The 17350-nt window shown below is 41.6% G+C and carries 19 protein-coding genes; 12 read left to right on the top strand and 7 right to left on the bottom strand.

Annotation, left to right across the window (positions count from 1 at the left end):
• Positions 1-66 precede the first annotated feature (66 nt).
• A complete protein-coding gene (locus B4F91_RS06575; protein WP_054982020.1) occupies positions 67-309 on the top strand; it encodes a hypothetical protein in 243 nt (80 codons plus the stop codon).
• A 27-nt stretch (positions 310-336) separates the two neighbouring features.
• Positions 337-855: a hypothetical protein gene (locus tag B4F91_RS06570; RefSeq protein ID WP_054982021.1), complete on the top strand. Its 519-nt coding sequence runs from the start codon at positions 337-339 to the stop codon at positions 853-855.
• Between the two features lie 117 nt (positions 856-972).
• Here B4F91_RS06570 and B4F91_RS06565 read toward each other — a convergent pair whose 3' ends face one another.
• From B4F91_RS06565 to B4F91_RS06555, 3 genes are all read right to left on the bottom strand, one after another.
• Entirely contained in the window at positions 973-2076 is a 1104-nt protein-coding gene (locus tag B4F91_RS06565; RefSeq protein WP_286936224.1) for a flavin monoamine oxidase family protein, read from the bottom strand.
• Between the two features lie 3 nt (positions 2077-2079).
• The gene (locus B4F91_RS06560) at positions 2080-2718 is read right to left on the bottom strand and encodes a cupin domain-containing protein (protein ID WP_286936223.1); all 639 of its coding nucleotides are present in this window, start codon (positions 2716-2718) and stop codon (positions 2080-2082) included.
• Between the two features lie 120 nt (positions 2719-2838).
• The gene (locus tag B4F91_RS06555) at positions 2839-3612 is read right to left on the bottom strand and encodes an SDR family NAD(P)-dependent oxidoreductase (RefSeq protein ID WP_286936221.1); all 774 of its coding nucleotides are present in this window, start codon (positions 3610-3612) and stop codon (positions 2839-2841) included.
• Between the two features lie 169 nt (positions 3613-3781).
• On the opposite strand from B4F91_RS06555, the gene gcvA reads away from it, so the two are divergent.
• The 3 genes from gcvA (at position 3782) to B4F91_RS06540 (ending at position 6675) form a co-directional block, all read left to right on the top strand.
• Positions 3782-4711 carry a transcriptional regulator GcvA gene (gene gcvA / locus B4F91_RS06550; protein WP_096042630.1) on the top strand — a complete coding sequence of 310 codons (930 nt, stop codon included), beginning with the start codon at positions 3782-3784 and terminating at the stop codon, positions 4709-4711.
• 155 nt (positions 4712-4866) lie between these two features.
• A complete protein-coding gene (locus tag B4F91_RS06545) occupies positions 4867-5388 on the top strand; it encodes a carboxymuconolactone decarboxylase family protein (RefSeq protein WP_096042631.1) in 522 nt (173 codons plus the stop codon).
• Between the two features lie 57 nt (positions 5389-5445).
• Complete coding sequence (locus tag B4F91_RS06540; protein WP_096042632.1) at positions 5446-6675, top strand: MFS transporter; 1230 nt, start codon at positions 5446-5448, stop codon at positions 6673-6675.
• Positions 6676-7038: 363 nt separating this feature from the next.
• Here B4F91_RS06540 and B4F91_RS06535 read toward each other — a convergent pair whose 3' ends face one another.
• Complete coding sequence (locus B4F91_RS06535) at positions 7039-8013, bottom strand: transposase (protein WP_055254288.1); 975 nt, start codon at positions 8011-8013, stop codon at positions 7039-7041.
• 172 nt (positions 8014-8185) lie between these two features.
• Between B4F91_RS06535 and B4F91_RS06530 the strand changes: the two genes are divergently transcribed.
• A complete protein-coding gene (locus tag B4F91_RS06530; protein ID WP_004586271.1) occupies positions 8186-8518 on the top strand; it encodes a gamma-glutamylcyclotransferase family protein in 333 nt (110 codons plus the stop codon).
• Positions 8519-8562: 44 nt separating this feature from the next.
• Here B4F91_RS06530 and B4F91_RS06525 read toward each other — a convergent pair whose 3' ends face one another.
• Positions 8563-9234, bottom strand: a complete 672-nt coding sequence (locus B4F91_RS06525; RefSeq protein ID WP_096042633.1) for a hypothetical protein — start codon at positions 9232-9234, stop codon at positions 8563-8565.
• Positions 9235-9341: 107 nt separating this feature from the next.
• Here B4F91_RS06525 and B4F91_RS06520 point away from each other — a divergent pair, with 107 nt between their 5' ends.
• Complete coding sequence (locus tag B4F91_RS06520) at positions 9342-10217, top strand: LysR family transcriptional regulator (RefSeq protein WP_096042634.1); 876 nt, start codon at positions 9342-9344, stop codon at positions 10215-10217.
• A gap of 77 nt (positions 10218-10294) precedes the next feature.
• On the opposite strand, the gene B4F91_RS06515 is transcribed toward B4F91_RS06520, so the two are convergent.
• A complete protein-coding gene (locus B4F91_RS06515; protein WP_286936288.1) occupies positions 10295-12376 on the bottom strand; it encodes a TonB-dependent siderophore receptor in 2082 nt (693 codons plus the stop codon).
• Positions 12377-12544: 168 nt separating this feature from the next.
• Between B4F91_RS06515 and B4F91_RS06510 the strand changes: the two genes are divergently transcribed.
• The 5 genes from B4F91_RS06510 (at position 12545) to B4F91_RS06490 (ending at position 16771) form a co-directional block, all read left to right on the top strand.
• The gene (locus B4F91_RS06510; RefSeq protein WP_004586267.1) at positions 12545-13168 is read left to right on the top strand and encodes a fused MFS/spermidine synthase; all 624 of its coding nucleotides are present in this window, start codon (positions 12545-12547) and stop codon (positions 13166-13168) included.
• Positions 13161-14045 carry a spermidine synthase gene (locus tag B4F91_RS06505; RefSeq protein ID WP_286936287.1) on the top strand — a complete coding sequence of 295 codons (885 nt, stop codon included), beginning with the start codon at positions 13161-13163 and terminating at the stop codon, positions 14043-14045. Before B4F91_RS06510 ends, B4F91_RS06505 begins: the two co-directional genes overlap by 8 nt.
• A gap of 119 nt (positions 14046-14164) precedes the next feature.
• Positions 14165-14638 carry a MarR family transcriptional regulator gene (locus B4F91_RS06500; protein ID WP_248444255.1) on the top strand — a complete coding sequence of 158 codons (474 nt, stop codon included), beginning with the start codon at positions 14165-14167 and terminating at the stop codon, positions 14636-14638.
• 8 nt (positions 14639-14646) lie between these two features.
• Complete coding sequence (locus B4F91_RS06495; protein WP_286936285.1) at positions 14647-15711, top strand: HlyD family secretion protein; 1065 nt, start codon at positions 14647-14649, stop codon at positions 15709-15711.
• Between the two features lie 10 nt (positions 15712-15721).
• The gene (locus B4F91_RS06490) at positions 15722-16771 is read left to right on the top strand and encodes a DUF2955 domain-containing protein (RefSeq protein WP_286936283.1); all 1050 of its coding nucleotides are present in this window, start codon (positions 15722-15724) and stop codon (positions 16769-16771) included.
• Positions 16772-16852: 81 nt separating this feature from the next.
• Here B4F91_RS06490 and arfB read toward each other — a convergent pair whose 3' ends face one another.
• Complete coding sequence (gene arfB, locus B4F91_RS06485; protein ID WP_024033019.1) at positions 16853-17266, bottom strand: alternative ribosome rescue aminoacyl-tRNA hydrolase ArfB; 414 nt, start codon at positions 17264-17266, stop codon at positions 16853-16855.
• Positions 17267-17350 lie beyond the last annotated feature (84 nt).

The raw sequence follows: 17350 nt of genomic DNA, 5'->3' as shown, positions 1-17350 counted from the left end.
AGCTATTTTTGAAATAAGGGCAAGGCTTTAAAATATGCCCTCTAAATTATTCAAGGTGTGACCAATATGAAAAAATTCCCTCAAAAATTTAAATATCCGCTAATAGCCTCAATGGTTTTACCTTCAATGCTTTTGGGCATGACGGCTATTATGGCCAGGAAAATGGTGTCTGACGATGTCTCATTTATGAGTGCATGGTCATACTCTATAGGAGAAGTTATTCCTTCTGCACTATTGCTTTTAGCTGTAGTTGCACCAACAGTTCGGCTTTTTGTTAGCAAAGTATTATTAGAATCTGAAGAGAAATAATTCACCATAAAATATAGGAAAAATGAAATGGGGAAACAATTATTACTAGAAGTATCACTAATATCGAGTGTATTCGTTATTGTCGGGTTAATGTGGCTGGCGTTACGCCATTCAGCGATGAACCCTTCGGCCATCATGCAAAAGCTATTAACCGGCTTGTTAGCTATTTTTTTAATTATGGCTGGCACAGTAAAGTTCTTTGAGCCGTTCAATACTATGTTTACTAAACAAATAGCTTTGAGTGGACTGCCATTACCCGAGATAGCTAGGTGGGCTGGTCAATTAGGTGAAATTTCAGCAGGTTTAGGGTTTTTGATTGTGCTTACTTTATCCAAGGTTCTAACAAAAAATATAATAAGAAAAGTATTTTATTGCTCATCACTATTAGCGCTATCTATTATGTTTGTCGCAGTGTATGTTCACATGATTCCAGAGGTAACTGCTGAGTTTTTACCATTACAATCAAAGCCTCCAATTCTAACATTAATTGTTATGTTGCTAATTGGGCTGAATGTGTGGATATTTAGGAAGTTTAAAAACGAATAAGTTAATCTGTTTAAATCACTATAATGATGGCTGTTTCTTGAACGCTCATAACCGCCCATCAGCTGCCGTTATGAGCTATCCATTAAAGCACTAAGCTCAAACCTCAGCCTCTACACATCACGCTTTAACATTTTTTAAATACAGCTCAACGCCTATGTTTGCTGCATCAACCGCACCAGCTACATAGCCCGGAAATTGCACCGACCATTCGCTGCCAATACCGACTAAATTTTGATGCCATGGGCCATTTTGCGCGGTTATGTAAGGTGCTGGTGCATGTGTATTCGCAGCATGTGTATCTAAATGTGTTGCTGTGAGTGGGTCTTGCGCCCAGTCTTTAATAATATCGGCTTTGGGTGTAGCGGCTTGTGTGCCAAAAAGCCTGACTAACTGCGCTCTGCAATGGGCGATTAAATCTTCATTACTAATGCGTTTTCGATCATCGGCGGGTATGCCAATAAAACCAAATAATGCGGCTTGGCCTTGTGGGTTTGATGCATCGTGTATTTCTGCCATTGGCCCAACGCTGCTGCGGGCGCTGCCCGAGAGCGTTTGCTTACGCCAAAATGGCGTATCGTACACTGCAATATACTTAGCGTGGGGTGCCATCCAGGTTGCGGTATTTTGCCACTGCGTTACTAAATCGCTTGGCAATGCGGGGGTAAATGTTATTTGGCTTGCGGCTAAGCGTGGTGGTAGCGCAAGCATTACGTGCTCAACGTTTACTTTATTATCGGTTGTGTTTGAGGTGCTAAAGCTAACTTCAATATTACCGTGTTGGTGGGTAATTGTTTTAACCAAAGCGCCGGTCACTATTTGTTTGTTGCTAAGCTTTGCATGTAAGGCATTAATAAGTGTGCCCATGCCACCCTTTAACCGCATAGACGTAGGCGCATGCGTATAACCGGGCATTGCTGTGGGCGGTTGTGTATGTGAGCGCTCTACTAACGTATTGCCTTGCTCGTACTGGGCAAATGTTTCTAGGTTTAGGGTTTTAATAATCGCATTTAATTGCGGCTGAAACTCTGGCCAAAACCACGTTGGGCCAAGGTCAAAGTTATTTGTTGTCGCTTGCGACAGGCTTGTAAAGTCCATAATACGGCCACCTAATTGGTCTCTGGCTTCAAGCAATATGTAATCGGTAATGCCGGATTGCTCTAACTGGTAAGCTGCATACACGCCGCTTAGCCCACCGCCTATAATCGCAATTTTTGTACGCATTATTTAGCCTCCACAGCCTATGTTTTTAAAATTACCTACTTTTAGGTAAATTGTAGCGCTGTTATTTCCCGCAGATATTAACGCTTTACTCGTGCTTGGCAGCCTTAGCCAGCTTCCTTTTGAATATTCTACCTCGTTGTGTATTACGCTGCCGCCCAGTACAAATAGCTCTAAGGCATTATGTGCTTTTAGGTTATCAAATAGGGGCTGTTGCGGGGTTAACTTTACCAGTTTAGTTACTTCGTTATCATCTTGATAAAGCGGGCATATTAGGCGATTATTTTGGGTTATCCACGTAGCCGGATCGTGTGTATTTATGCGCACTGGGGCGGTTTCTGTTACGCACATTTGCCACAGTTTTACAAAAATGGTTGCGCCACTTTTACTTTTAGGTGCATGTGAAGACCCTGGCGGGTTTCGTAAATAAAAGCCTTGTGGGTAGTCGCCCGACTCATCTGAAAAAGTGCCCGAAAGTACCATTATTTCTTCACCACCTGGGTGAGCATGACTTGGAAAAGTAGACTCAGGCGCGTAGCGCACTACGCTTGTTGCTCTGGCTTTTTCAGCGCCTATTCTGTCGAGCATTACCCGCTCAACACCCGCCTGAGGCGATGTTTGCCAACGATATTGAGTTGGCAGCATTAAAGCGTGTTGTGAAAAATCTGAATTGACTCGTATTTATCCAACCTAAATTAAACAAGAGCAATAACATACATTATTGCTCTATAAATTTGCGCCCATCGAGGGCTTTAAAATTACGTATTAATTACGACCAGCCATTACACCGCCGTCAACATCCCATACAGCACCCGTTACCCAAGCGGCTTTGTCGCTGAGTAAAAACGCAATGGTATTGGCGACATCTTCGCTTTTACCTACACGGCCAATTGGGTGGAAGCTGTTAAAGCCTTGTAGGGCATCGTTTATTTGTGCTTTAGGAATAAAACCTTCGTAAATTGGCGTTTGTACAACCGCTGGCGATACTGCATTAACGCGAATGTTGTGCGCGGCTAATTCCATTGCTAAATGTTGAGTTAGCGCATGTAAGCCCGCTTTAGCCATTGAATACGCTGACGATGGTGTAGCTGCAATAGCTTGCTTACCCCACATAGAACCCACATTTACAATGGCGCCTGCGCGTTTTGCTGCCACTAAATTAGCGGCTACTTTTTGTGTAATAAAAAATAGTGCGCGGTTAATTTGCATGTACTGATCGTAATCAGCCGCTTCGTGCTCTAAAAATGGTTTAGGGAAAAACACACCGGCCGCATTTACCAGTAAATCCACGTCTGCGTGGTCTTGTGAAAGTGTGTTAATTAAGTTTTGCACGCCTTCGTCGCTGGTTAAATCAGCGGTTAACACCTCAACAGTTCCTAAAGCTGATAACTGCTCTTTTGCTGCTTGGGCTTTTTCTTTACGGTGGCCAACAATAACAGCGTGGCCGCCTTGCTCTAAAATTAATCGAGCCGTGTCAAAACCCATTCCGCTAGTACCACCAATAACGAGTAATTTTTTACCTAAAAATTGCTTAGTCATGTTTATTGCTCCAAGCGCCACTAAGCGCTGTATTTGTTATATAAATAAAAAGTATTGGGTTGCCTAATAGCAAGTAACTTGCTGGTTGGCTTGGGCGGTATTTTTTACTTATTTACTTGCTTTAACAAACGAGATAATCTGAATCATCAGTAAAGAAAAAGTTTATCGTATGAAATCACCTATACACCTCAATGCATTAAAAGCGTTTGAAGCAAGCGCAAGGCACCAAAGTTTTTCAGCGGCAGCTGAAGAGCTAAATGTAACGCCTGCAGCCGTTGGGCAGCTGGTAAAAACATTAGAAGAGTGGCTCGACACGCCGCTGTTTCATAGAATGAGCTCAGGTAAAACACGGCTAGTAACCACCGAAACCGCGCAAAGTGCCCTGCCACTAATACGCGAAGGCTTTGATAAACTTGCCCAAGGGCTAGACATTTTAAAAGACAACGCCATAAGTGGCGCGTTAACAGTGGCAGTAAGCCCCGCATTTGCCGCCAAGTGGTTATTACCTAGGTTGCATTTCTTTCAAGAGATATGCTCGCAAACCAGTGTAAATTTAAATACTAATTTAAAACCTGTTGATTTTACTGAGCAGCGTATAGATATAGGCATACGCTTTGGTGTAGGCACTTGGCAAGGCTTGAACGCAGAAAAACTAATGGATGAAGAGGTATACCCGGTATGCTCACCTAAGTTTTTAGAAGACTCAAACCGCTTAAACACCATAGATAAATTATTGAACGAAACCCTAATACACGATCAATCAATGGATGACCATACGGGGTTTCCGTCTTGGTCGGCGTGGTTAAAAAAAGCCGGAGTAACAGGCCCTTTAACCACTAAAAGCATTCAAATAAATAACTCAGCGGCTGTATTGCAATCAGCTATTGATGGTCACGGCGTGGCGTTAGCACGCAGTGTTATGGCTAAAGATGATCTAGCCGCAGGGCGATTGGTCAGGTTATTCCCTGATATTTATTTTGAATCGCCTTTGGCGTATTACGTTATTTACCGCCCCGAATGTGCTGAACTGCCAAGAATACACGCATTTAAAGAATGGCTGTTTAAAGAGGTAGGAAACCCGCGGGCTAAAAGAGATTAAAGCTCAGGAGTACTTTGATAAAATACAGCAATAAAGAAAATATTTACCATGGTAAAAGATAATCTCTGTGGTTAAGTACGTTCATTCCCCGTAAGCTTTCGCTCCAAGTTAGCCACTTTAATGACTAAAGTGGCGTTTAATTAGGAGTAAACATTATGTCACAAGTAAGAGTAACGCCATGGCAAGATGGCGAGCAAGCCCCAGCCGAACTACTAGCCGAAATGCAAGGTCGTCGTCCAAACGGTGAACTAATAGGCATAGATAGAGTACTACTAAAAAGCTTTCCTTTAGCTAAAGGCTGGAATGAGCTGTTAGGGCGCGTTAGAGCAAACTTTGGCTTATCGCTTGAGTATCGCGAACTTATTATGCTGCGTGTAGCGGTATTAAACAAAGCCGATTTTGAATGGAATGTGCACTACCCTGCATACATACAGGCTGGCGGTAGCGATGAAAAAGCAACGGCTCTTAAAAGTGTGGTAGTAAATGCTGAGTTATTCTCTGAGCAGGAGCTGGCTTTGCTTGAGCTTACTGAGCAATCAACCACTAAAGTAAATGTTGATGGCGACGTTATTGAACGTTTAAAAGCACTATTTGGCGAAACGCAAACAGTAGAAGCGGTAGCAACGGTTGCTGCTTACAACATGGTATCGCGCTTTTTAGTGGCGTTAGACATTTAAATACCTCAACCATAAATCGCTTTTAAGCGCCTTCAATACTTTTAGAAAAGTGAAATCATGGAAAAATTAAACGCTATAGACTCAGATAGGCTTGAGCAAAGCGACCCTCAAGTTCAAACAGCTAACTTATGGCGTTTAATGTTAGCCCAGGCACTTTCTGGGGCTAATAGCGTTGTGCTATATGCAACAGGTGCGGTAGTGGGCAGCTTGCTTGCTCCTACTGCACTTTTAGCCACTTTACCTGTTTCTATTTTTGTTTTAGGAATGGCGTTGTGTGTTTTACCCGCCGGTGAATTAGCACGAAAATATGGCCGGCGTGCAGCCTTTATGGCAGGCACTAGCGCGGGTGTTTTAACCGGACTATTAGCGACTATTGCGTTGTATATAGACAGCTTTTGGTTGTACTGTTTGTCTGCGCTTTTGGGCGGCGCTTATGCGGCAGTGGCCTTGTCATTTCGGTTTGCTGCAACCGATGGTGTGCCCGAAAATAAACGCCCGCAAGCGCTTTCTATGGTTATGGCAGGTGGCGTAGCTGCAGGTATTATTGGCTCGCAGTTAGTAACGCATACCATGCACCTGTGGTCAGACAAAATGTTTGCTGCCACATTTATTGCGCAAGCCATTGGCGCGGCTCTCGCTGGTGTTATTTTGTTTGGCGTTAAATTGGCTAAGCCTTTAGCAAATCAAGCATATTCAGGAAGACCATTGAGAACAATTGCTTTGCAACCACGATTTATAAGCGCGGTTATTTGTGGTGCAGCATCGTATATGGTGATGAACTTTTTAATGACATCGGCACCTTTGGCAATGCATATGCACGGGCATAGCCAAGAGTCAGCAAACTTAGGAATGCAGTGGCATGTTATTGCTATGTATGCACCTAGCTTTTTTACCGGTAAGCTCATTGCACGTTTTGGGGCTGCTCGTATTTCTGTTTTTGGTATTATTTTAACTGCAATTTCAGCAGCTATAGGCTTTTTAGGTGAAGGTGTATATCACTTTTACGCGCTATTAATTTTGTTAGGCATAGGTTGGAATTTTGGCTTTTTAGGGGCATCCGCATTAGTGCTAGAAACGCACAAGCCAGAAGAAAAAAACCGTGCTCAATCGTTTAGTGACTTTATAGTGTTTGGCTTAATGGCGGTAGGCTCTTTTTCATCAGGTGGGTTATTAAGAGCGTACGGTTGGCACACCGTTTTATGGGCGTCGTTTTTGCCTTTATTACTGGCCGTTATTGTTTTGATATTAACCAAAAAATACCAAGCCAATTTTAGCGAGCAAGCTTAAACACACTAACTGCCCTACAAGCCGCTTTTATTAGCAAGCTAAAGTTTATTAAGCTGCTGGCAAAATTGCCTTACTTTTAATTCTTGTAGCGAGGCTGTTTTATATGAAATATAAACTCAATTAAAATGACACCCATCTTAAATTCTTCACAAGAATATAATTTATTTAAGATGACACCCACTTTAACTATTTCAAAAAAACGACTTAATTAAATGCCTAATTTAAAAACACGTAAGCTCAAGGCATATTAAAAGGTATATACTGCGGTTATTTTAAAAATGTGCTGCTATTTATGTAGTTAACTAAATTTAGGGCACGCTGAAACCAGCATTTAGGCTGTTTTTTAAATGAAAGAAGGGTTTTTTAGGCTAGTAGCTTTTCGCAATTACTAAAATTAACTCGTCGCTTTTTATTTAAATGCTCGCAGTAACCTACATGTGATTGCGGCTTACCTACAGCGCCATGAAATACGCGTGTAAAGTCTTTAGTGAGTTTTAACCAATTCTCTGGTGCTACGTTTACTCTTTCTAATAAAGGGAGCTGTGTGTTTTCAATAAAACCTGGTTTGTCATCGCGAATAATACGGCCTGTCAGCTCAATTAATTCGAGGTAACATTTAAGCTCAAACGGTAAACCTTTAGGCATAAATTTACAGGGTTTACCTGCAAATTTTAAAAGTTGTTTGGGTTGTTTTGCGTTTTTAGCGCCCTGAATGCGCTTTTGCACGCTGGTGAAGTTTGAGCACTCGGGGGTTTTAGCTACTTTTGCTCTTATTGGGTTTAAATCAACGTAAGCCATGCAAGCTGCAAGGGCTGCTTCATCAAGGAGAGCTTGTGATTTAAATCGCCCTTCCCAAAATCGGCCAGTGCATTTATCTTCTTTATTTGCTTTACGAGCAATGTGTTCGTTTAAAACGCGCATAAACCAGCTAATGCTAGATAACCTTTCTCTGTATTGAATAATAGTTTGGCTTAAAAAGTATCGCTCTGTACTGCTAAGCTTCTCACCTTGTAAAAATTTTTGTGTAAGTGGTGTGCCTTTACATAGCTTATGCCAGCGTAGCAATATAGCTTTGTCATTTAACCTATTTGCTTTTTTATCATCAACATAAAGCACAATATGCGTGTGATTACTCATAACTGCATAAGCACATATATCAATACAAAATATTTTAGCGAGGCTAAATAGCTTTTGTTCTACCCAGCCCCTTCTGTGTTCGTAGGATTTACCCGTTAATGAATCCTCGCCGCATAAATAAGCATGACGTACACAGCGCGAAATACAGTGATAATATTTTGTATCTGCCAAACTGATTTGGCGTTTTCTTGCAATAGCCATGTAGCACCTAGTTTTTGATGAACCAATTAAAAAAGTAGATGCTTATTGCGTAAAGTGCAAAAATAAAGGTGGGTGTCATTGTAAGAGTAAAATTTCACTCGGGATTTTTTTCATACCTAGTTAAGCTTTAGCTTAGCTAAACATAATCATTAGCCTTAATTTAGGAGTTTATGTGTTAGAAGCGTTATTTGTTTATGGTACCTTGTGCCCAGGGCATCCGAACGAACATATTCTTGCCAATATTGGCGGTACGTTTGAGCAAGGCAGTGTAGTTGGCAATTTAATTAACGAGGGCTGGGGCGCCAAAATGGGCTTTCCTGCACTGGTATTAGACGAAACAGGCCAAGAGATAAAAGGCTATGTGTTTAGCTCAACTAATTTAAAAGATCACTGGCATGTGCTCGATGAATTTGAAGGCGATGCGTACTCACGCATTTTAACGCAAATAAAATTGTTAAACGGCGAATACGTTCAGGCAAATGTATATGCTCTTAACGTTAAGTAATTTATATAGCAGCGCTTTTTAAGCTAAAGCGCTGCTATAATTTTTTAATTAACTGCAAAATCGTGAGTTTCTAAATAGCTTGGTACGCTTTTAAAACAGGCCTTTAGCTTACTTGCAAGCGTTGTGGTTACTGGCGCATCACATTTTAACTGACCATTATATTTTCCGTTAGTTAGTGCTACTAAACTAAGTGAGTCATAGCTTGGTTTACTTTGTATTTTATGAATTACCACCCCCTGCTCTGCTGAAACCTTTATTAAATCAAACTCTTCTTTTTCAGGTTGTGTTATAGCGATCTTTTTTACATATAACGGATTTTTAAAGGTCAGCTTTGTCGAAAACAAAGCCTTACCTCCGCGCTCAAAATGGCCATTAAACACAGTAGTATTTAAAGTGGGTGTCAGCTTATTTATTAATAAATTTAAATCAAATTTGTTTGGTAAAATGGTGATCTGACTTTGTTTTTTTAGTGACTCGTTTAGTGCTTTTTTGATTATTTTAAGATGGGTGTCATTGGTAGTTACTTCATACACTATTTGGTAGTTGTGTGGGGGGGCGTATAAAGGCATGTGGCTGGCAAGTACTTTATCGCCGGCTAATATAAGCGCCATGCCATGAAAGCCATTATAGCTGTGGGTTTTGTGTGATTTGTGTTGAGGTGTATTTGAGTGCGCTGCACTCGATAATAAAATAAAAATTAGCAGTATGTGTTTCATGTTAATGCTCAAAAATAAATATAACGTCACTATAAGCTGATTTATATATATAAATAATCGATAATAAGTTGTTAGTTGTTTCCTTTTAATCAATACGGTTTGGCGCTATGCATTTAGATGACATTGAAAAAGTAATTCATATGGCGGGTTCGCAAAACCTGCACACAACCGCTAAGCATTTTAATATTACCCCAGGGGCGCTGTCTAAAACGCTAAAAAAGGTTGAGGCAAACTTAGCCACAGAGCTGTTTAATCGTGTGGGCAAAACCTTAGTACTTAATGATAAAGGCAAAGAGTTTGTTAAGCACAGTAGCGATTTAGTTCATAATTACCAGCAGCTTACTAGCCGCTTTAAAAGCGATAATCATAAATTTAATGCAGTTATTGCAGGCCCTGCAATTTTACTTAAAAGTGGCCTTAAAAAGTTACTTACCCCCCTGAGCAACCTGCCCTGTTCGGTACGTATTAATAATGTATTTGAAGGTGAAGCCATAAGCCAAGTTGCATCAGGCGCGGCGCATATTGCGCTAGTAACTCGCGAGGCATTAAATAACAGCTCACATACTAATTTAGTAGCGGTTGATGTATTTAATACTGGGTTTAGTGTGGCTGCGGCCGCCGGGCATCAGCTAGTACAAACTGGCTCTTTAACGCTTAATAAAAATCAATTACTAGAGCTTGCTTTTGCATGCCCATTGTTTTCACCCCTGTGCGGCCTTGAGCAAGGTATAGGTTCCGACGGCTGGCAAGATGATATTGCACCGCGCAATATTGTATTTAGATGTAGCGATTACAGTGCATTAATAGAGGTGGTACAAAGTGGCTTGGCCTTGGCGTATTTACCTAACTTTGTGATTGACGATTTAGGGCTTACAAAATTAACTGTAAAGGGGGTTAACAGTCACTACAGTGAAAGCATTGTAATGATATACAAACCTTCAAAGGCCGATGGTTGGCTTAATAAACTTATGCATTCTTTATAAAAAAGCGCTTAAAAATATAAAGCGCCTTAACCACTACATTAAGACGCTTTAGGATGAAAACTTTAATTTGCTAGCTATTAAAAGTTATACGCTAGCGACATTTTAAATTGAGTTGGCGCGCCTGGGTAAACCCATAAAGCGTTGTAGCTGCTTTCGGCGTAATCTTCATCAAAAATGTTATTAACACTTATATTAAGCTCGGTTTGCTCGGTTAAGTTAACGTTGCCAAACACGCCTACTAATTGGTAGCTCGGTAACCTAAAGCTTAAATCGGCGGCATCACCTAAACGGCTGCTGGTGTATTGGTAGCTTGCACCAAACTCAAGCTCTTTACCCATTAACGCTGTTTGGTGGCTAAGCGTAAGGTTTAAGTTATTTTTTGGTACATTAACCAGCGGGCTGCCTTTTTCAATTGGCACGCCCCAATCGGCATTAATAATGTCGTTTGCTGTGGTGGCGTCTATGTAGGCGTACGATAAGTTAAACGCCGTTGCATCAGTAATATAGGTATTTAAATCAAGCTCAAACCCTTTACTATCGGCTTTACCAATAGGCGCTGAAAAACCAACGTTTACAGGGTCTGCCACTAACATATTACTTTTAGACGCATCAAAAAATGCCACAGTACCGTTTATCCCTAAGTATTCAAACTTAGCGCCAACTTCAAACGAGTCGCTGTATTCAAAACCAAACGGGTCGCCGCTTGCATCTGTGCCGCTCAGTGGTAAAAAGCCTTCTGAGTAACTGCTGTAAAAAGTGATTGCGTTATTTAGCTCGTACACTACGCCAACACGAGGGCTTACTTGGCTTTCAGAGCTGGTCGAAAACACGCCGCTGTTGGTTTCTAAAATATCTTGGTCTACGCTGTCAAACCTTAGGCCCACTAATAGCTTAAATTTGTCGGTAATATCCATTTGGTCTTGAACATAAATACCGTACGCCTTTTGCTCTTCGTCGTTTTCGTAAAGCAGGCTTACTGCTGGGCGTTCTACATCGTAATTTGGCTCAAAAATATCAACGGTATAAGTGCCGTTACCGCCTCGATAGCGAGAAAGCGCTGTACGTAAATCGTACTTGTATGCATCGGCACCTATTAATAAATGATGCGTAATACCGGCTGTGTCTACACTGCCGCTTAGCTCAAACTTTACACTTAAATCTTCTACTTCGTAGTCGCGATAACGCTGCTGGCGAGTAAGTGTGCGGCCATCATCAAATAGCGATTGGCGCGATGGCGAAAGCTCTGCATCTGACGAAAACCCCGTTAACGTAGAGCTGCGGTAGTTTGCACCGGCCACTAACGACCATTCATCGTTAATATCGTGATTTAAAGTAATTTGGTGCCCGCGTGAATACACCTGCGTGTCGCCATCGTTTGGGTTACCTAAATAACGCGAGCTTGGTACGGTGTCAAAATCGTTATCAAGTACGACAACACCACGGTCAAATAACTGCGCTAAATCTACGTATTCAAACTCATAAGTCACACTGGTTGATGCGTTTATTTGATGATAAATAGACGGCGTAATTACCTTTTTATTGGTGTACACCTCATCGCGGTAGCTGTCGCTATCTTGCCACGCGCCATTTATTCTAAACGCGGTGGTGTCGTTTATGCCGTTTGTGTAATCGCTTTCAACGCGATTAAAACTGTCGCTGCCTAAGCTTAGTTTTAGCTCACCTTGCGGCTCAAACTGAGGTTTTTTAGTCACAATATTTACAGTACCGCCGGGCTCTGAGCGCCCATAAAGTGCTGAGCCAGGGCCTTTTAATACTTCAATGTAATCAATGTTAGATACATCACGCGGGCCGCTAAAACCACGCCCACCGCTAAAGCCATTAATTAAATAGCCTGATGGCATGTTTTCGTTACCCGAAAGGCCCCGAATAGAAAAGCTATCCCATAGTGCGCCACTGTTATTTTTGCGCGAAATACTGGCCGAAAAATCGAGCGCGTCTTGTAATTTAGTAATGCCTTTTTGATCAAGCGCAGCACTGCTAACACTTACAATAGATTGCGGCATTTGCTTTTGAGGAATATCGCCACGGTATGCTTGTTTATAAGTAACCGATATTTTTTCAATTTCGTCGTTTTGCTCTTGCGCCACTGTTTGCGCACTTATGCCTAAGCAGGCTAAATAAACTAAAGAATACTTCATGATAATAGGGAAATCGAAGGTGTTATATTATAACAATAAGTTTAACATGTGTTACTTTATAACAAAACAACTTTTTAAAAAATCACAGAGCGATTAATTAATGCACTAGCGACTGCCGAGCCATCACGTTAGTATGGAGATCTCTTTAGGTTACATAACGATAATTACATGAGTATAAAAACAAACGCGTTAATCTATTTTTTAGCCTTTTGCAGTGGCTTTTGCATTATGGGTATTGAGCTATTAGGCGGGCGTATTTTAGCGCCTTTTTTTGGCAGTAGTGTACACATTTGGGGCAGCATAATTACCGTATTTATGCTTAGCCTTTCTTTTGGGTATTTACTCGGCGGTAAGCTAAGTACTAAAAATGCATCGCTTACAAAATATGGCTTAATATTTTTAACTGCCAGTATTATGGTGGTGCCTATTGCGCTTTTTTCGCAGCCAATAATGGAGTTTATTTTTACCCACATCGAAGATACACGCTACGGCTCGTTACTTGCCTCTACGGCTTTGTTTTTTATTCCTACCGTTATTTTAGGCATGATCTCGCCTTACTCGGTGCGTTTATTAGTCACCGACAGCCATAAAAGTGGCCAAGTTGCGGGTATTTTATATTTTGTAAGCACGTTGGGTAGCGCCTTAGGGACTATTATTACCTCGTTTTACTTTGTACTGGCGTTTGATGTAAACACCATTATAAGTGCCTTTGCGTTAACCTTGGGCCTGTTAGGTGTGCTGGCAATTACTGTTAATAGCCTTGCTGGTAATAAGGAGCTTGCCCATGCGTAACTATTTATTATTTTTAGCGGTACTGTTTTCGGTTGCGGCGCACAGTAATGTAGTGCACGAGGAGCGTTCTTTATATCGCAATATTATTGTTGATGAAACACATGACCTTCGCTGCTTAAAATTTAATACAAAAAGTAGCCAAACCAGCCAAAGCTGTATGTACAAAAACAACCCCGACAAACTGGTTTTTAACTACACAAAACTTACGTTTGCCAGCCTTTTAGTAACCGATAACCCTAAAAATGTGCTTATTATTGGCCTAGGTGGCGGTACGCTTTCTAATGTCATTCATGCGCTTTACCCTGCAGCTAAAATTCATAATGTTGAAATAGATCCCGCTGTTTTAAAAGTAGCCCGTAACTATTTTAACTTTATAGAAAACGATGCGGTCACCTCAAGCGTGCAAGACGGGCGTATATTTATAAAGCGCGCAGCCATTAAAAAGCAAAAGTACGATTGGATTATTCTTGATGCGTTTAACGGCGATTATATTCCTGAGCACTTACTCACCAAAGAGTTTTTTGAAGAGGTAAAAAGCGTATTGGCCGAGGGCGGTGTTATTGCCGCTAATACGTTTTCGAGCAGTAAATTATACGAACATGAGTCGGCAACTTACCACGCCGTGTTTAGCGATTTTATTAACGTAAGCCGTGCTAATCGCTCTAACCGTATTATTTTAGCGGGTGTAAACTCTATGCCTACTGAGGCGCAAATTAATCAGCGTATTAAAGCACTTAACCCGCGTTTAAAAAAATACGATGTAGATTTAAAAGCAATTAGTACCTATATGCAAAGTACCAAAAACAAGCAAGATTGGCCTGCCAATACAAAAGTGCTTACCGATCAGTACTCCCCTGCTAACCTCCTTAATTTTTAAATCCACAAGTTTATTTAGCCCCAGCTTTGGGGCTTTTTTATTTGCAACCCCTCTCAATATTTACTTAGCACGCTAACTAATGCTAAAATACTTAGCATGCTAACTAATTTGAGGTGATTATGACTACTCAAAAACCTTTTCACGAAACGCTCGATTTAACCATTATTGGTAACATGGGGCGGGTTCATAGGCTGTGTCGCGAGGCCATCACTTTAGCTGTAGAACCTTTAGGGCTTACGCAATCGCGCTGGACGGCGCTAACCCATATAAATATGTTGGGCGAGGGCATAACGCAGCTTGAGCTTGCGCAGAGTTTAGGAATAGAAATGCCCTCGCTTACTCGCACATTAAAGCAATTAGAAGAGCAGCTATTAATTACCCGTAAAGTTGATGAGCACGATAAACGCAGTAAAAAAATTTACTTTACCGATCAAGGTGGCGCAATTTTACAGTCGCTAAACGAAAAACTCATTGATATTAAAAGCCAGCTATACAGCGGGCTAAGCACACAGCAACTCGATGCGCTTGCATATGGCATCGTCAATATGGAAAAAAACGCACTAAACTGTATTAAAAATCAAAGTAAAGAGTAAGAGAGACAATGACACCAGATCAAAAATTTACTCGTTATGTCAGGCTTTCGTTAGCGGGTTTTGTTGTTATATTTATTTACTATTTAATTGCCGACATGTTTATGCCGGTAACGCCGCAAGCGCGGGTTTATCATCCTGTGGTGCAAATTGCCCCGCAAATAAGTGGCCGTGTTACTAAGGTATTGGTTAATAATAATCAAACCGTAAAAGCTGGCGATGTATTGTTTGAAATAGACTCAGGCCCGTATAAATTAGCGCTAGAGCAGGCACAGCTTGCCCTTGACGACGCCAAATTACAAAACAAACGTTTAGATACCAATGTAAAAGCACTGGAGGCGCAAATTTCGGCGGCCAAGGCAAAGCTGCACGAACAGCAATTACTTAATAACCGTGGCGAAGCATTATTTAAGCAGCGCTCTATTTCAGAGCAAGAGCTTGAAAGCATTAAAGCTAACTTTGAAGCAAGTAAATCAAATGTCGCCTCATTAGAAGCGCAATTGGCAGAAGCCATACTTGCCCGCGGCGAAAGCGGCGCGCAAAACTTAGCGCTTCGCCATGCTGCAAACCAATTAGCACAAGCCGAGCTTAACTTATCGTACACCCAAGTGCGTGCGCTAAGCGCTGGTGTGGTTTCTAACTTACAACTACTAGATGGCGCATATGCGGTAACGGGTAGCCCGCTTTTAGCTATGGTGGCTAATAAGGCCGACCTTGTTGCCGATTTTAGAGAAAAATCATTACTAAATATGAAACCAGGTAGTTTGGCGCAAGTGGTATTTGATAGCCGCCCAGGTGAGGTTTACAACGCGCATATAAGCACGTTTGAGGCAGGCGTAAGCGATGGGCAACTCAGTGCAAATGGCTCGCTTAGTAGTACCGAAACTAGTAATCGTTGGGTGCGCGATGCTCAGCGCCAGCGTATTCATTTAGTGATGCCAGATAACGCTAAATTAATTGCTAATATGCCAAGTGGTGCCCGTGCCACTGTGCAACTATTGCCAGAGTCAACAATTGGGCAATGGTTAGCGTCGGCTCAAATTAGGTTTATTAGTTGGCTACACTACATTTATTAATGGAGGCCGTATGACTCAAGTTGTTAGCCAAGCACCGCAATTAGACTCAAACGGTTTACGCCAAGCGCTGCGCATAGCCGGTGGTTGCACCATAGGGTTTACTATTAGTAAATTAATGAACTGGCCATACGGTATATTTTTTACTGTTTACCCTATGTTGCTACTTGGTTTAGTACCGGTGTTAAATAAAAGCATTGTGCGCCAGTTTTTAGCCAGTGCCGCTATTAGTATTCCAATGGTTTTAATTATGCAGGGCTTGTTTTCGCACCTTCCGGTACTGATGACCATTATTGTATTTTTAGCGTTTTGCTTTTTGTTTTATCAAATGAGCTCAGGCGCAGCTTTTTTATTTGGCGCACTAGGCGTGGTTGGGTTGTCGATTCAGCTGCACTTTTCAAGCTATGTAACCGGTACAAGTAGTGTATACCCGCTTATTTTAAGTAATGGTTTGGCTACTGTTCTCTCTATTGTTATAGCGTTTGTTATGCATGGTGTTTTTCCTGATGTAACCGCGCGTGCCGTAAGGGCGGTACCCGCTAAAGCCAAAGAAAGCATTCGCCATGAGGTATTATTATGCGCAACGGTTGCTACGCTTTCGTTTGTGGCGTTTCAAGTTCTCGATTTACAAGATTCAATATCGGCGCAAGCCTCATCGGTATTAATTTTGTTTTCGCTGTGCTGGAAAGCCGCAGGTATGGCCGGTTGGCAGCGCGCTATTGGTACATTAATTGGCTGTAATGCTGCGTTGTTGGCGCAAGTGTTATTGTATAATCACTCTGACTTTTTATTGTTTCCGGTGCTTATACTGTGGACGTTATCGTTTGTATTTAGCCGTTTTCATATTATTGGCGGCGGCGCTCCGGGCATAGGGTTTGGTGTGTTAACCACGTTTGGTATTTTGTTTGGCAACTCACTAGGCCCCGGGCAAGACCTTGTTTATAGCGCCATGTATCGCTTTAGCTCTGTTGCGGTGGCTATTGTGGCAAGTTTATCTGCGGTGTATGTAATGCACCATATATTAAACCGCTTTAGTGCCACCCGCCATCATACCTACGAATAACCCACTCACGCCTACGGTTAACTATTAGCTGTAGGCGTAAATTAAGCATACTTTACTGTAAAGCCATATAAACTTAGTGAGTTATAACTTAATGTTACCGCGCAGGGCTTTGGTTTGCCCATGTTTGGTTTTTTTATCCATGCGCTTGCGCTGCGAGTTACGGCTTGGCTTGGTTGCGCGGCGGGCTTTATTTACCTTGGTTGCACTTAAAATTAAATCTTTTAAACGTTTTAGTGCATCTTCTCGGTTAAGCTCTTGGGTGCGAAAGCTTTGGGCTTTAATTACCACCACGCCCTCTTTGGTGATCCGAGAGTCGTTTAGCTTTAATAAACGTTCTTTGTAAAAATCGGGTAACTTTGAGCGGTTAATATCAAAGCGTAAATGAATGGCGCTGGCTACTTTGTTAACGTTTTGGCCACCGGCACCTTGCGAACGTATAGCAGTTAGCTCTAGTTCCCATTCATCTATAGTGACAGTATTTGAAATAGTTAACATTACGTTCAGCTCTTATCGACAAAAATGCAGTATAACATTTGTAACTATATTTGTGCTGAATCAGCTTAAGTTATAGAACTTTAA

Origin of the sequence: Pseudoalteromonas sp. UBA6610 (assembly GCF_002433295.1) — a bacterium.
Classification (GTDB): domain Bacteria; phylum Pseudomonadota; class Gammaproteobacteria; order Enterobacterales; family Alteromonadaceae; genus Pseudoalteromonas; species Pseudoalteromonas atlantica.
The sequence above is the reverse complement of the archived record's forward strand: the minus strand, read 5'-3'. Positions and strand labels throughout refer to the sequence as shown.

Bases quoted from the DNA above. Each gene is read 5' to 3' on its own strand.
- B4F91_RS06575 (WP_054982020.1), top strand. From the start codon at position 67: ATGAAAAAATTCCCTCAAAAATTTAAATATCCGCTAATAGCCTCAATG.
- B4F91_RS06570 (WP_054982021.1), top strand. From the start codon at position 337: ATGGGGAAACAATTATTACTAGAAGTATCACTAATATCGAGTGTATTC.
- B4F91_RS06565 (WP_286936224.1), bottom strand. From the start codon at position 2,076: ATGCGTACAAAAATTGCGATTATAGGCGGTGGGCTAAGCGGCGTGTAT.
- B4F91_RS06560 (WP_286936223.1), bottom strand. From the start codon at position 2,718: ATGCTGCCAACTCAATATCGTTGGCAAACATCGCCTCAGGCGGGTGTT.
- B4F91_RS06555 (WP_286936221.1), bottom strand. From the start codon at position 3,612: ATGACTAAGCAATTTTTAGGTAAAAAATTACTCGTTATTGGTGGTACT.
- gcvA (WP_096042630.1), top strand. From the start codon at position 3,782: ATGAAATCACCTATACACCTCAATGCATTAAAAGCGTTTGAAGCAAGC.
- B4F91_RS06545 (WP_096042631.1), top strand. From the start codon at position 4,867: ATGTCACAAGTAAGAGTAACGCCATGGCAAGATGGCGAGCAAGCCCCA.
- B4F91_RS06540 (WP_096042632.1), top strand. From the start codon at position 5,446: ATGGAAAAATTAAACGCTATAGACTCAGATAGGCTTGAGCAAAGCGAC.
- B4F91_RS06535 (WP_055254288.1), bottom strand. From the start codon at position 8,013: ATGGCTATTGCAAGAAAACGCCAAATCAGTTTGGCAGATACAAAATAT.
- B4F91_RS06525 (WP_096042633.1), bottom strand. From the start codon at position 9,234: ATGAAACACATACTGCTAATTTTTATTTTATTATCGAGTGCAGCGCAC.
- B4F91_RS06520 (WP_096042634.1), top strand. From the start codon at position 9,342: ATGCATTTAGATGACATTGAAAAAGTAATTCATATGGCGGGTTCGCAA.
- B4F91_RS06515 (WP_286936288.1), bottom strand. From the start codon at position 12,376: ATGAAGTATTCTTTAGTTTATTTAGCCTGCTTAGGCATAAGTGCGCAA.
- B4F91_RS06510 (WP_004586267.1), top strand. From the start codon at position 12,545: ATGAGTATAAAAACAAACGCGTTAATCTATTTTTTAGCCTTTTGCAGT.
- B4F91_RS06505 (WP_286936287.1), top strand. From the start codon at position 13,161: ATGCGTAACTATTTATTATTTTTAGCGGTACTGTTTTCGGTTGCGGCG.
- B4F91_RS06500 (WP_248444255.1), top strand. From the start codon at position 14,165: ATGACTACTCAAAAACCTTTTCACGAAACGCTCGATTTAACCATTATT.
- B4F91_RS06495 (WP_286936285.1), top strand. From the start codon at position 14,647: ATGACACCAGATCAAAAATTTACTCGTTATGTCAGGCTTTCGTTAGCG.
- B4F91_RS06490 (WP_286936283.1), top strand. From the start codon at position 15,722: ATGACTCAAGTTGTTAGCCAAGCACCGCAATTAGACTCAAACGGTTTA.
- arfB (WP_024033019.1), bottom strand. From the start codon at position 17,266: ATGTTAACTATTTCAAATACTGTCACTATAGATGAATGGGAACTAGAG.